Below are 12,601 nucleotides of genomic sequence, written 5' to 3'. Positions count from 1 at the left end.
ATGAATTCGCTCCTACAGGACGTAGAAAAAGATCGCCACGAAGTGCATCAGGCTCCCGCCGATCACGAACAAATGCCAGATGCCATGCCAGTGGCGGATATGGTCGTAGGCAAAGAAGATGATGCCCACGGTATACAGCACGCCGCCACCGGCCAGCCAGATAAAGCCCGCCAGGCCCAGGGTGGCCAATAACGGTTTGACCGCAACCAGCACGATCCAGCCCATCACCGCGTAAATCACGATGGACATGATCCGCGCTTCGGAGCGCGGCTTGATCTCTTGCAGGATACCGATCAGCGCCAGCCCCCAGACCACACCGAACAGGCTCCAGCCCCATGGGCCGCGCAATGTCACCAGACAGAACGGCGTGTAGCTGCCGGCGATCATCAGATAGATCGAAAAATGATCGACCTTCTGCATGATGGCTTTGGCCCGCCCGCGAACGCTGTGATAAACCGTCGAAACGCTGTACAGGCTGACCAGGCTGACGCCATAGATCGCCACGCCGATCACCTTCCAGACATCGCCATGCAGGTTCGCCATCACCAACAGCCAGATGGCACCGACAGCGGCCAGTACCGCGCCCACCAGATGCGACCAGGCATTGAATTTTTCTCCGTAGTACATACGCACATGACCTCTGACTACTCGAAACACCTGTTTTAAAGCCTTTCGATGAGCGATGCAAAGCCCGGTGCCATATTTGCAGCAGCCATTGCCGGGCGTGTCAGGCACAATCGTTGCCACACCAACAACAAGCGCCACGACATGCAGATCGATGACGAGCTGACCCTAAAGAAACTGGAAATATTCCTCGCCTTCATGCGCACCGGCAACCTGGCTCGTGCCGCCGCCGAGCTGCAGACCAGCAATGTCAGCGTGCATCGTGCGATCCATTCGCTGGAAAGCGCCCTGCGCTGCCCGCTGTTCAAGCACGAAGGCCGCAACCTGACTCCGCTGGAAAGCGCCTACGTGCTGGAAGAGCGCGCCCAGAAGCTGATTCAGGATGTCCTGAGCACGGTCGAAATGACTCGCCAGGCCGCTGGCTTCTCGGCCGCACGCTTCAAGCTGGGTGCGCTGTATTCGCTGACGGTCAAGACTGTGCCGCAGCTCATCATGGGTTTGAAGATCCGCCGCAGCGAGCTGAATATCGACCTGATTCTGGGCTCGAATATCGACCTGCTCTACAAGCTCAAGAACATGGAAGTCGATGCGATGCTGGTGTCGCTGGATGAAAGCGTCAACGATCCGGACTGCGAACACCTGCCGCTGTTTTCCGACGATATTTTCCTTGCTGTACCTGCCGACTCGCCCCTCTCACAACACAGCGAAGTCGACCTGAGCGACCTGCGCGAAGAGACCTTCATCACCCTGACCCAAGGCTTTGCCACTCACCGCGATGGCGTGCAGGTATTCCGGCAGGCCGGGTTCGAGCCCAAGGTGGCGATGCAGGTGAACGATATCTTCACCCTGTTGAGCATGGTCAGTTCCGGTGTGGGTTACGCCTTGCTGCCGGGCCGCATCGCAGCAGTCTATGAAAACCGCGTGCGGCTGATTCCGTTGCAGAAGCGCTATCGCATGCAGCAGCACATCGGCCTGGTGTTTCTAAAATCCAGAGAACGCGACCCGAACCTGCTGGCACTGATTGCCGAATGCCGGATGTATACCAACCGCCTGCCTCACACCTTGTAGGAGCCAACTCATTCGCGAACCATTTCGCGGATAAATCCGCTCCTACGCAGTGATCAACCAACAATCCCGCGCACGATGAAGTACAGCAGCGACGGCCCAAGCAGGCAGCCAAGTCCGGTGTGGAACGTCGCCGTCAGCGCGCCGTAAGGCACCAGGCGCCGATCTGTAGCAGCAAGACCTGCGGTCACGCCGCTGACGGTGCCAGCCAGGCCGCCGAATACCATCGCCGAGCGCGGGTTATCCAGGCCCATCCAGCGGGCGGCCATGGGCGTGCCGACCATTACCAGAATCGCCTTGATCAAGCCGGTGGCAATCGACAGGGCCATGACATCCGAGGTCGCGCCGAGCGCAGCACCGGTCACCGGGCCGACGATATAAGTAACCGCACCGGCACCGATGGTGGTCATGCTGATCGCATCGCGGTAACCGAATACCCAAGCAATGCTGGCGCCGACAATGAACGGCAGGATAGTGCCCAGAAACAACGCAACCGCACCGATCATCCCGGCCTTGCGCGCTTCGGTAGCCTGCACCTCGAAAGCCGTGGCGACGATGGCGAAGTCGCGCAGCATCGCGCCGCCCATCAGGCCGATCCCGGAGAACAGTGCCAGGTCGGCCAGGCCTTTTTGCCCACCGGTCAGCGTCCCGCCCACCCAGGCCAGAATCAGGCCGATGACGATTGCAATGGCCGAGCCATGCACTCGGCCGAAGGTCAGTCGCCTGGACAGAATCACCGAAATCCACATGATCACGCCGACGAAGGCAAACGCTGTGATCAGCCCGTTGTGTTCAAGACCTTTCTCGATAAGATCCCACATATCAGCGACCTCCCACAGGCGTTACAGTCGGGATCACGGCCGGTTCTTCCTTGGGCAGCGGTTCACCCCGGTTGGTACGGCTGATCAACGCGATGGTGACAGCACACAACACCACCGAACCGATGGCTGCGAGCACTGCAACCGGACCGCCCTTGAGCGCGGTCACCACGTTTTGCTGGGCGGCCATGGCCACCACCACAGGAATGTACATCGCACCCCAGAAACCGACGCCCATCTCGCAGTCCTTGGTCATGCCGCCGTTTTTCTGCATCCACAAACGGGCGCAGATCAACAGGATCATGGCGATCCCGACACCACCGACATTGGATTTGACCCCCAGCAGGACGCCGAGCATGTCACCGAGAATCACCCCCGCAAGGGTGCAAATAGCCAGCAAAGCCACACCGTAGATAATCATTGTTGTTATTCCTCAATTGCGTTGCCGAAGTTGTTGTTTTTGTCCTTCGCAGCATTGCACTCAGTCTCTATGGATTACGGGTTCCCTCCTCACGCGACAACGCGACCAGACTGTCCAGGCGAGCGCCTTGAAAGGCCACTGCCGTTCCCTGTTCAAACACCTTGCGCGCCAGCCCGGTCAGCACTGTGCCGGGCGGCATTTCGATCTGCAGGCGCACACCACGCTCGTAGGCGGTCTGCACTGTGCTGCGCCAGTCGACGACCCGGCACATGTTGAAGGCCAGGTCATCACGCAGTTTTTCAATATTCAGGATCGGCCGTGCAGTGCTGCCGCTGAGATAACGCACTGTCGGCGTCGCAAGCCGGACCCTGGCGAAGGCATCGGCCAGCGCCTGCGCCGGTGCTGCGAGCAAGGCGCAATGGGACGGCACGCTTACCGCCAGCCGCTTCACCGCAGCAGCGCCAGCGGTTTTGGCCAACCGCCCGACCTGCTCCATCGCCGGAACACTGCCCGCAATGACGCATTGGTTGTCGGCGTTGATATTGGCCAGGAATACAGGCGTGTCCTGAGCGTGAATCCGGGCAATCGCCGTCTCGATGCAGGCCTGATCCAGGCCGATGATGGCGGTCATGCCATAGCCTTGGGGATAGGCGTTCTGCATCAGCTCGCCGCGCAAGGCCACCAGCCGCAGTGCATCGTCAAAAGCCAGGGCGTTGGCGATTACGGCTGCCGGATAGGCACCAATCGACAGCCCGGCAACGTAATCGGGCGTGCAGCCGTGCTGCTGCATGACACGGGCGCAGGCCACACCGGCGATCAACAGGCAAAGCTGAACGGAACGAGTCGCTTGCAAGGCATCCGGGCTGTCGAGAGCCAGCACATCCTCATCCAGAACCTGCGCAGCCTCGCGCAAGCAGTCGTGCACCGCGGGGGCATCCGGCAACTGATGCAGCATGCCCGCCTGTTGTGCGCCCTGGCCGGGAAACACCCAGAAGCTGCTCATGCGCACATCCTTGGCTGATGCCATGGATTGCTGACCAGAAACGCGCCGGTCGAACTCTTGAACAGCACCTGACGCGAGGCGCCGGCCCATTCACGTAACGCCACGGCGCCATCGGCCAGTTGCAACTGGACATCGATCCGACAGGTCGCGTTCTCCAGCGCTTCGACCAGCTCAGCCGCCCAGCGGCGACTGACGAATTCGGGGGTGCGCAGAATCAGATCCAGATCGCTGTCCTGATGCAGTGCGGCAACACCACTGGCCAGCTCAAAACCTGCACTGCCTGCAACGCCCCACTCAATGTCCAGCACCTCCATCACCGGCCGGATCTGCTGCAAGGCAGCCAGCGCCGGCCAATGCCGGATGTTGTGGCTGGCCAGATGCGTCAGTTGCTCGGGCCGCACACGACGCGCAATGGCAGACGCTGCCATGCTCGCCGCATAACGCTGCTCGCGCAGAGGCCCGCGTATGCCCACCGCCACCTGTCCGGGCATGCTCGCAGCACGGCGTACCACCACCGGCTGGCCGTGGCTGACCACCTCAATCACCCAGTCGGGTGCATCCGCTGGCAAGTCAGACAGGCGCAAGCCCCACAACAGATCATGGGGCAGCACCGCCAACGGGATAGTCATTACCACTGCGCTCGCAGCAACTGGCGCACTGTCGAGGAAGCTGCACGATTGCTGGCCCCCAGGCGACTGCTCAAGTCCGTGCCGGTTGCCCGAACATCTTCAATCGCACTGCTCAGGACGTCCTGCACCTGGGCAAGATCCCGTTCCGCCGGTTGTTCGATCTGGCTGACCGCCAGGGTTTCCCACAACAGACCAAGGCTGGCGTAGTTGTCGATGTCATACGCCATGGGCGGGATGCTGGCGGCGAGCTTTTCCAGTTCCTCGACACTGCGCAAGGTCACGCGGGCGGCGGAGGCCTTGCCCATCGCATGCACCATCACGCCCGGATCGCGCAGGGCAATCAGTCGATTGGCCTGGTAACCATGGGCCAGGAACGCACCGGACATGGCCTTGCCCACCAGCAGCGCAATCACCGGATGCCCGGCCAGACGCGCACGGGCGTAGCTGTCCACCGCCCCGGCCAGCGCCTGATGAATCCCCAGAGCTTCTTCGCGTCGGCCATAGGCCTGGCTCGGCACATCGACAATGGCAATCAAGGCGCGCTTGTATTCACTGTGCCGATCAAGCTCGATGGCATCGTCCACGGCCTTCGCCAGTCCCCAGCCTTCCAGCAGTCCGACCTCACCCTGGCGAGCACGGGGAAAACGGTTGTCCGCATCGACCACCACCGCCAGGAAACGTACCGGCACCTCACCGAGCAGGCCGTCCGCAGCCTTGACCGAAGTCGGCAGGCCCGCTACGGCGCTGGCCTGTGCGCTCAAGGCGTTGAACCAGTTCAAACCACGCTGGGAATCACTCATGACCGGGCTCCTTGATAGAGATTACGCACCGTTTGCGGGTCGATCTGCGCCTCGGTATCCAGTTGCGCGAAACGCTGCAGGAACAGGTCGTACTGGCTGCTGCGATGCCCGGCAGGAACACCCTGGCCAAGCCAGCCGCTGACCTGTTGCCGGATATCCGCCACGTCGTCAGCGGCAAAGCCATCCACCATGTCGCTGGCAAAACGTTGCTCGCCGCCGGTAAGGCTCCAGATGAAAGGCCGGTCGCGGGAGTCGTATTCTTCGATGCCCGCTTCCTGTTCGATAACCTGCGGACCGTTCAAGCCAAGGCGCGCTTCCTGGGTGACCAGCAGATAGCTGCACAGGCCCGCAGCGATGGACATGCCGCCGAAACAGCCAACGCTGCCAGCCACCACACCGATCACCGGCTGGTACTGACGCAAGTCGACAATCGCGGCGTGAATTTCAGCAATCGCGGCCAGCCCCAGATTGGCTTCCTGCAAGCGCACACCACCGGTTTCCAGCAGCAGAATCGCGGCAGTCGGGATACCTTTGCGGTTGTCCTCGGCCGCCAGTTCCAGCGCACCTGCCATTTTTGCGCCGCCCACCTCACCCATGCTGCCGCCCTGAAAAGCGCCCTCGATGGCGGCAATCACCACAGGTCTGCCATCGACCGTACCCTTGGCGACCACCACACCATCGTCGGCCTGCGGCACGACACCCTGACGGGCCAGCCACGGCGACATGACGCGGGCGAAAGGGTCGAGCAGTTCGCGAAAACTGCCGGCATCCAGCAAGGCACGGGCACGCTGGCGGGCACCAAGTTCGATAAAGCTGTGCTGGCTCAACAAGCGGGCGGTATCAGTCATGGCCGATCTCCTCGAAACCTTGCTCCAGACGCAAGCGCACCACGCCCGGTGTCGCACCGAAATCATGAATGTCGATGCTCAGCGCTGGCGGCGTCTGGCCCTCGAACATGCGCTCGAACAAATGCTGCCAGCGCGCCGATGCACCATTGACCGAGGTCACCACCTGGATCGACAGCTTGCCCGGCATGCCTGGCTCCAGCAGCACCTCAAGGTCGCCCGAACCGACACAGCCCACCAGCGCACGACCGGCTGGCGGCTGCCCGGCAGGGAATTCAAAAGACAGGGTTTCCATGATCAAAGACTCCTCAATGGATGGCCGAGCACAGGCTCCAGGCCATCGATAAACAGGCAGGCGGCGAGCAGATCGGCTGCGCCTCCGGGAGAGGCATTCAGGCTCAACAATTGCTGATCCAGCTCTTGCAGATAACGACGGCCCGCCAGGCTGGCGCTGCCACCGGCATCCAGCACCCGTTGCGCGCCGCGCTGCATGGCCTCAAGGCCGGTCATCCCGGAACGATGCAATACACAGGTGTCAGCCAGCGTGGTCATGATCGCCAACAGCGCATCCAGCCGGGCGTTCAGCTCGCCACTGCCAGAGGCACGGCTGTGTTGCAGTTGCGGCAGGCCGAAGCAAATGACCGCAGGGAAGCCAAGCTGCGCCTGCTCTCTGGCGCCCATGGCACCGTAACGCCGGGCAACTTCACGACCATTGCTGGGCTGAACGATTGCATGCCGGTCTTCGATCAACGCCAGGCGAGCCGCACGCAGACACAGCGCCGCCGGGGTGCAGTTCCCTGGCTCCAGCGCCGCAGCCGCCACCAAAAGGCCCAAGGCCCAGATCGCGCCGCGATGGGTATTCACGCCGCCAGTGGTACGCAGCATGTCGACTTCACCTTCACGCCCGAGACTGCCCAACGCTTCACGCAACGGCTGGCACACCTCGCCGAACTCCAGAGCGGCATCGGCCATTTGTTTGAAGGTCGGCCACAGCGACAATGCCGAAGCGTGCATCAAACCCAGGTGCAGATCGGTGTGGGCGCCACTGCCGCGCCGGTCGACCAGAGCCGGCTTGGGTGACAGATCGGCCTCGTCGATCAGCGCATCCACGGCCAGATCGGCCAGTTGTGACGCCAGCGATAAAGGCGCTGGATTGAGTTTGAGTGCGCTCATCACCAACTCCTGAATTTCGCAGGCGGGTTGTACAGGCCACCGGACCACTGGACCAGTTCGGCAATACTCTTGGCGGCAAGCAATTCACGGCTGGCGTCGGTGCGCCGGATACCCAGGTCCTCAGGCAGGGCAATCAGGCCTTCACGACGCATGCGCGCAGTGTCCTTGGGGTTATGGCGCATGCCGATCACCGTCACACCCGCCACTGCAGCAATCATCGCCTGCCGCTCTTCCAGGCTGCGGGCCTTGTACAGGTATGCGATGCCTTCCTCGGTCAGCAGGTGAGTGACGTCATCGCCATAGATCATGATCGGCGCCAGCGGCATGCCGCTTTTCTTCGCCACTTCAACTGCATCGAGAGTTTCGACGAAGGTGGGTTTGCCACCCTCCTGGAAGGTCTCGACCATCTGCACCACCAGCTTCTTGCCGCGCTCCAGATAAGCCTCCGGACCATCGCCACTCTGCTGGCGCATATCGAGCCAGGCCGGTGTGGCATGCCGGCGGCCACGCGGGTCATGGCCCATGTTCGGCGCCCCCCCGAAACCGGCCAGCCGTCCGCGTGTCACGGTTGAGGAGTGCCCGTCGCCATCGACCTGCAAGGTCGCACCGATGAACAGGTCCACCGCATATTGTCCGGCCAGTTGGCACAACTGGCGGTTGGAACGCAGCGAGCCGTCGCGACCGGTAAAGAACACATCAGGCCGGGCGGCGATGTAGTTTTCCATGCCCAGCTCGGTGCCGAAACAATGCACGCTTTCGACCCAGCCACTTTCGATGGCCGGAATCAGGGTCGGGTGCGGATTGAGAGTCCAGTTGCGACAGATCTTGCCCTTGAGGCCCAGCGATTCGCCGTAGGTCGGCAGGATCAGCTCAATGGCCGCGGTGTTGAAACCAATGCCATGGTTCAGCGACTGGACGTTGTGTTTTTCGTAGATGCCGCGGATCGCCATCATCGCCATCAGCACATGCACCGGCTTGATATGGCGCGGGTCGCGGGTAAACAGCGGTTCGATATAGAACGGCTTGTCGGCCACCACCACGAAATCGACCCATGAGGCCGGGATATCCACACGTGGCAAGTCGCTGACGTCATCGACCAACTGGTTGACCTGAACGATGACGATGCCATCGCTGAACGCTGCGGGCTCAATCAGTGCCGGCGTGTCTTCGGTGCTCGGACCGGTGTAGATATTGCCAGCGCGGTCAGCCATGAAACCGGCGGCCAGCACCACGTTGGGGATCAGGTCGACCACCAGTCGCGAATACAATTCGATGTAGGTATGAATGGCGCCGATTTCCAGCAGCCCGTCTTCGAGCAACTGGCTGATGCGCAGGCTTTGCGTACCGGCGAAGGAGAAATCCAGTTTGCGGGCGATGCCCTGCTCGAAAAGATCCAGATGCTCGGCGCGGCCGACACTGGGCATGATCATGTGCAGATCGTGCACTTTGGCCGGATCGACCCTGGTCAGCGCACGGGAAAGAAAGTCCGCCTGCTTCTGGTTATTACCTTCCAGCACCACCCGGTCTCCGGACACCAGCAAGGCTTCCAGCGCCGCGACAATGTTCTCGGTCGGCAACACCACACCATCGGCGAGACTTCGCACCTGTTCGAGCCGCCGCTGCTTCTCACTGCGACGACGCGACCAGCGTGCGTCGGGGTTCATTATTGTTGTCATGATCGCTCCACGATTTCGCTGTCGTGGGCCACCTTAGGAGCGAAGGGTGTGGGGCATCAATCAAGCAGGGAGCATGATCGTTACGGTTAGAGTAATGAATGGTGATTTTGTCAGGGCCAGCACGTCATTTGCGAAAAAGTCATTCCTGATAGTGCAAAACAGGTCGATGAATATCCCCAAATATTATATTTCTCCAACTCCGAACCCACTATCCACAAACTAAACTACAGAAAATAAAGGAAGCACTATAATAAGGAAATTCACTATGAACACACGCCCCTCTCGATTAATCTTATATAAAACAACCAAAACACTCTTACGCTCACTGACCATACTCTTGGCAGTGACATTCAGCCTGACCATCCTCGCCGAAGAGGACGTCATCTATGATGATAAAGAAGTACTATTACCCTCGGCAAATCAAGAAAAAGACACAGACATCTTCCAGACATCTGCAAGAGGCGTAATTGCTGAAAGCCTTGCATGGAAAATACGCGGAATAGGAATATTTTCAGGGGGAGAAAACACTTACCAGGTCCCTATCGTTGAGGACCAAACCAATGAGCTAAGGCGCAAGGGAGAGCTTCATCGCAGGAACCCCAATATACCTACGCGCGTCTATCTGGCTGTCGGCGATACAGTAATACTGGAAACAAAAGACTACCCCACTCCTACCACTCAGTGCTTCGCCTATACATTCGCCAATTTTGACAAGCCCTACAATTTTTCAGAAACCAATGGTGTGAGACTGCTGAAAAACTCCAACACTCTGTATAAGGCAACCCTACCTGGCATGCTCATGCTGGCCTGTGTGGACATTGATAAAAACATGAGTAACTGGAGTAGCGTGGGAGCCGCTGTTACTATAAATACGTCCCCATCACATAAAAACACATCACTTTACATCTACGGGCTCACGCCTCCTGGCGACTGGCCGAAAATTGCAAAGTCACCGGATCCGTCAGGACAGGTGTATCTATTCAACGGCAGAACCGTAATGGCCTTTCCTGCGGCAGTCGCTTCGCTCCATGCCGACAAAAATATAGATGCCATGATGCAAGAGCATCTGATTATTACAACCCGTTATGATCAACTCAATGGTTTCGCATGGCAAATCGATAACCCGATGGACACTATCGCATTTTCGATGTATCAGGCCAGCTTCAACGTCTGCTGTGCGGCCTGGTACAGCAATGGTTTGATCGGTATAAATTTTGGCGGCAACCGGATAACCAGTCACTGGGGCGACTGGCATGAATATGGGCACCAGAATCAAGAAGCATGGCGATGGAGAGGTATTAGAGAAGTCAGCAATAACTTGTTCTCGCTGGAAGCCTGTCAAATGCTGACTGGCAAGAAAACAGAAAATTTCACTCGATGTCATTCAAGGTTTGGCTCATTCATTACTTCCGATCCAGAAGCTGTAGGACGTTTTCTGGCCATGGACGGCTTACCTGAAAACCCTACCAACCCTGCCGATCAAACATTATTGATGCTTGCGCAACTCTATGTTTCGTTTCCGGACTGGCATGCACAGCTCGCGAGAGATTTTAGAGTCGCTTATGCCCGAGGCGACAATGCTGCCGACTTTTCCACCGATCAGCAAATGATGGACTGGTTTGCAATCAACTCCAGCCGGGTAGTCGGCAGGGATTTGCGGGGGTTCTTTGATAAATGGAAATTTCCTTACAGCGCAGAGTCGCGCCAGGCAATCGCTGACCTCCAGCTTCCACAGCCGATAAAACCAAGTGTGCAGTACTCCGTAGACTGGACGCTTTCTGCACAGCCAACCCTCGAAGGCGTGATACCCGTACCGCTCCTGAAACACTCCCTTGGGCTTGTGGCCTACGGCAAGGAGGAAGGACCGACCTCGCTTCAAATGGTTGAGAACGAAAGCTATACGAAACTCACCACACTGGTTGTAGGTAGCAAACGAGTCCCTTATTCCGTAGTGCTGCGCGGCACCCTCAGACGCGGCGAGTGCGAAGGGGAAGGTCCGATGCATGGAATCGGGACTTGTGCCGGCCAGGATCATAACGTCTATTGGAAACTGCGCTATGTACCCTCGGACAATTTACTGCCTCTGCCCGACGACAATTATGAAGGTGTATTGAGGTTGGGTATCAGAGCGGCATATGACGAGAACTGGGGCGGGACTTTGACCGTGCCTATCAAGCTGGCTGTATCGAAGAATCAATAGTCAGGTTTTCGCGAATAAATTCGCTCCTACAGCGCCCGTAGGAGCGGATTTATCCGCGAAAGACCGGATCATTCCCATTCAATCTGATACCGCGTGCTCCGCCCTCCTCCCGGCAATTTCTGCAAACAGCCTTTTTCCAGCAGGTCGCCAAGATGGCGGGTTGCGGTCGCTTTACTGACCTTGGCAACAGTCTGGTATTGCGCGGCACTGATGCCGCCTTCAAATCCAGGCTTGTCGGCCAGCAGGTTTCCATCCAGAAGCCGGTCAAGGACCTTGATCTGCTCCGCTGCCAGGCCTTTATCCCGGTGTTTTTGCCAGAAGCGGGCCTTGGCCAGTACTCGGTCGATACGCTGGATTGCCTGCTCAAGGGAATGCAGCAAGGTCTGGAGAAACCATTGCAGCCATGCCGTGATATCCAGGCCACCCTTCTGGCAATGTTCAAGAATGCGGTAATAGTCCTGCCGGGTAGCAAGAATGCTGGCAGACATGGCATAAAAACGAATCGCCTGGTTCTGCGCCTGAGCCAGGGCCAGATCGGTGATGGCTCGTGTCAGACGCCCGTTGCCGTCGTCGAAGGGGTGCAGGGTCACGAACCAGAAGTGCGCAAGCCCGGCGCGCAATAACGGGTCCAGGCCGGCATCCGAGCGACTGGCATTGAACCAGTCAAGGAATGCATGGAGCTGCTGTTCAAGCCCCTTACGTGGCGGTGCCTCAAAATGTACGGTGGGTCGATCAATACGTCCCGAAACTACCTGCATGGGCTCTTCGCCGCGCAAGTCCCCAACACGAATGTTGTGCGACATGAGCGATTGTTGCGCAGGAAACAGCAAGCTATGCCAGTGCAATACGCGCTCAATCGTAAGCGTGGTTTGATGCTGCTGTGTAGCATCCAGCATCAGCTCTGCAAGGCCCTCGCTACGCGGGTTGACCTGTTGGTTACCCTCCAGCCCAAGACGCCTGGCAAGCGAAGAACGCACAGAACCGACATTCAGTTGCTCTCCCTCGATGGCCGAAGAGGTGATGATGTTTTGCAGCAGGGCATCCAGTTCAGTCCGGGCACTGGTATCCGCACCCGTTGCGCTCAACATGCCCAGCAACTGTCCCTGGGCTTGAGCACACTCGCGCAGCAACGCCGCCAACGGCTCTTCCTGCCAGCGAAAAAGCGGCCAGTCCGAGTGTTGCCAGATCCATTGCTGGGAGTCATTCATGATGAAGCTCTCGGGGTTTGAGCCGAATAATAACGCTATTCGGCTCACCAAATGAGCCGAATACACGAAATAATCGGCTCATCCCCAATGCTTCCAATGTGGCATGACCAGCCCGCCATCAGGCAGGCCGGTCATGTAG

13 protein-coding genes are annotated in these 12,601 nt (G+C 58.9%); 2 read left to right on the top strand and 11 right to left on the bottom strand.

Annotated elements, in window-relative coordinates; genetic code table 11:
• Positions 1-12 precede the first annotated feature (12 nt).
• Positions 13-627 carry a PAQR family membrane homeostasis protein TrhA gene (trhA, locus tag ALQ04_RS19700; RefSeq protein WP_122317414.1) on the bottom strand — a complete coding sequence of 205 codons (615 nt, stop codon included), beginning with the start codon at positions 625-627 and terminating at the stop codon, positions 13-15.
• A gap of 141 nt (positions 628-768) precedes the next feature.
• Here trhA and ALQ04_RS19695 point away from each other — a divergent pair, with 141 nt between their 5' ends.
• Positions 769-1,692, top strand: coding sequence for a LysR substrate-binding domain-containing protein (locus ALQ04_RS19695; RefSeq protein ID WP_122317459.1), 924 nt, complete (start codon positions 769-771; stop codon positions 1,690-1,692).
• A 53-nt stretch (positions 1,693-1,745) separates the two neighbouring features.
• On the opposite strand, the gene madM is transcribed toward ALQ04_RS19695, so the two are convergent.
• The 9 genes from madM to mdcA all read right to left on the bottom strand — a co-directional run bounded on the left by madM (position 1,746) and on the right by mdcA (position 9,054).
• The gene (madM, locus tag ALQ04_RS19690; protein WP_122317413.1) at positions 1,746-2,510 is read right to left on the bottom strand and encodes a malonate transporter subunit MadM; all 765 of its coding nucleotides are present in this window, start codon (positions 2,508-2,510) and stop codon (positions 1,746-1,748) included.
• Between the two features lies 1 nt (position 2,511).
• Entirely contained in the window at positions 2,512-2,928 is a 417-nt protein-coding gene (gene madL / locus ALQ04_RS19685) for a malonate transporter subunit MadL (RefSeq protein ID WP_122317412.1), read from the bottom strand.
• Positions 2,929-2,995: 67 nt separating this feature from the next.
• A complete protein-coding gene (gene mdcH / locus ALQ04_RS19680; protein ID WP_122317411.1) occupies positions 2,996-3,931 on the bottom strand; it encodes a malonate decarboxylase subunit epsilon in 936 nt (311 codons plus the stop codon).
• Positions 3,928-4,566, bottom strand: coding sequence for a malonate decarboxylase holo-ACP synthase (locus tag ALQ04_RS19675; protein WP_409077278.1), 639 nt, complete (start codon positions 4,564-4,566; stop codon positions 3,928-3,930). The genes mdcH and ALQ04_RS19675 overlap by 4 nt, the downstream gene beginning before the upstream one ends.
• On the bottom strand, positions 4,560-5,360 hold the full coding sequence (mdcE, locus tag ALQ04_RS19670) for a biotin-independent malonate decarboxylase subunit gamma (protein ID WP_122317409.1): 801 nt from the start codon (positions 5,358-5,360) through the stop codon (positions 4,560-4,562). Before mdcE ends, ALQ04_RS19675 begins: the two co-directional genes overlap by 7 nt.
• Entirely contained in the window at positions 5,357-6,208 is an 852-nt protein-coding gene (locus ALQ04_RS19665) for a biotin-independent malonate decarboxylase subunit beta (RefSeq protein ID WP_122317408.1), read from the bottom strand. The genes mdcE and ALQ04_RS19665 overlap by 4 nt, the downstream gene beginning before the upstream one ends.
• A complete protein-coding gene (locus ALQ04_RS19660; protein WP_122317407.1) occupies positions 6,201-6,500 on the bottom strand; it encodes a malonate decarboxylase subunit delta in 300 nt (99 codons plus the stop codon). Before ALQ04_RS19660 ends, ALQ04_RS19665 begins: the two co-directional genes overlap by 8 nt.
• A 2-nt stretch (positions 6,501-6,502) precedes the next feature.
• The gene (locus ALQ04_RS19655) at positions 6,503-7,378 is read right to left on the bottom strand and encodes a triphosphoribosyl-dephospho-CoA synthase (RefSeq protein WP_122317406.1); all 876 of its coding nucleotides are present in this window, start codon (positions 7,376-7,378) and stop codon (positions 6,503-6,505) included.
• On the bottom strand, positions 7,378-9,054 hold the full coding sequence (gene mdcA, locus ALQ04_RS19650) for a malonate decarboxylase subunit alpha (RefSeq protein WP_122317405.1): 1,677 nt from the start codon (positions 9,052-9,054) through the stop codon (positions 7,378-7,380). The genes ALQ04_RS19655 and mdcA overlap by 1 nt, the downstream gene beginning before the upstream one ends.
• Before the next feature lie 265 nt (positions 9,055-9,319).
• On the opposite strand from mdcA, the gene ALQ04_RS19645 reads away from it, so the two are divergent.
• Positions 9,320-11,254 carry a M60 family metallopeptidase gene (locus tag ALQ04_RS19645; RefSeq protein WP_122317404.1) on the top strand — a complete coding sequence of 645 codons (1,935 nt, stop codon included), beginning with the start codon at positions 9,320-9,322 and terminating at the stop codon, positions 11,252-11,254.
• A gap of 68 nt (positions 11,255-11,322) precedes the next feature.
• Here the strand turns inward: ALQ04_RS19645 and ALQ04_RS19640 are convergent, their stop codons facing one another.
• The gene (locus tag ALQ04_RS19640; RefSeq protein ID WP_122317403.1) at positions 11,323-12,462 is read right to left on the bottom strand and encodes a Fic family protein; all 1,140 of its coding nucleotides are present in this window, start codon (positions 12,460-12,462) and stop codon (positions 11,323-11,325) included.
• Positions 12,463-12,601: the final 139 nt, after the last annotated feature.

This window comes from Pseudomonas cichorii, from assembly GCF_003700275.1.
Classification (GTDB): Bacteria; Pseudomonadota; Gammaproteobacteria; order Pseudomonadales; family Pseudomonadaceae; genus Aquipseudomonas; species Aquipseudomonas cichorii_B.
This window is presented reverse-complemented; position numbering and strand designations above follow the sequence as displayed.

What these genes read in the sequence shown, in the direction of transcription:
- trhA (WP_122317414.1), bottom strand. Translation starts at nt 627, where the DNA reads ATGTACTACGGAGAAAAATTCAATGCCTGGTCGCATCTGGTGGGCGCG.
- ALQ04_RS19695 (WP_122317459.1), top strand. Translation starts at nt 769, where the DNA reads ATGCAGATCGATGACGAGCTGACCCTAAAGAAACTGGAAATATTCCTC.
- madM (WP_122317413.1), bottom strand. Translation starts at nt 2,510, where the DNA reads ATGTGGGATCTTATCGAGAAAGGTCTTGAACACAACGGGCTGATCACA.
- madL (WP_122317412.1), bottom strand. Translation starts at nt 2,928, where the DNA reads ATGATTATCTACGGTGTGGCTTTGCTGGCTATTTGCACCCTTGCGGGG.
- mdcH (WP_122317411.1), bottom strand. Translation starts at nt 3,931, where the DNA reads ATGAGCAGCTTCTGGGTGTTTCCCGGCCAGGGCGCACAACAGGCGGGC.
- mdcE (WP_122317409.1), bottom strand. Translation starts at nt 5,360, where the DNA reads ATGAGTGATTCCCAGCGTGGTTTGAACTGGTTCAACGCCTTGAGCGCA.
- ALQ04_RS19665 (WP_122317408.1), bottom strand. Translation starts at nt 6,208, where the DNA reads ATGACTGATACCGCCCGCTTGTTGAGCCAGCACAGCTTTATCGAACTT.
- ALQ04_RS19660 (WP_122317407.1), bottom strand. Translation starts at nt 6,500, where the DNA reads ATGGAAACCCTGTCTTTTGAATTCCCTGCCGGGCAGCCGCCAGCCGGT.
- ALQ04_RS19655 (WP_122317406.1), bottom strand. Translation starts at nt 7,378, where the DNA reads ATGAGCGCACTCAAACTCAATCCAGCGCCTTTATCGCTGGCGTCACAA.
- mdcA (WP_122317405.1), bottom strand. Translation starts at nt 9,054, where the DNA reads ATGACAACAATAATGAACCCCGACGCACGCTGGTCGCGTCGTCGCAGT.
- ALQ04_RS19645 (WP_122317404.1), top strand. Translation starts at nt 9,320, where the DNA reads ATGAACACACGCCCCTCTCGATTAATCTTATATAAAACAACCAAAACA.
- ALQ04_RS19640 (WP_122317403.1), bottom strand. Translation starts at nt 12,462, where the DNA reads ATGAATGACTCCCAGCAATGGATCTGGCAACACTCGGACTGGCCGCTT.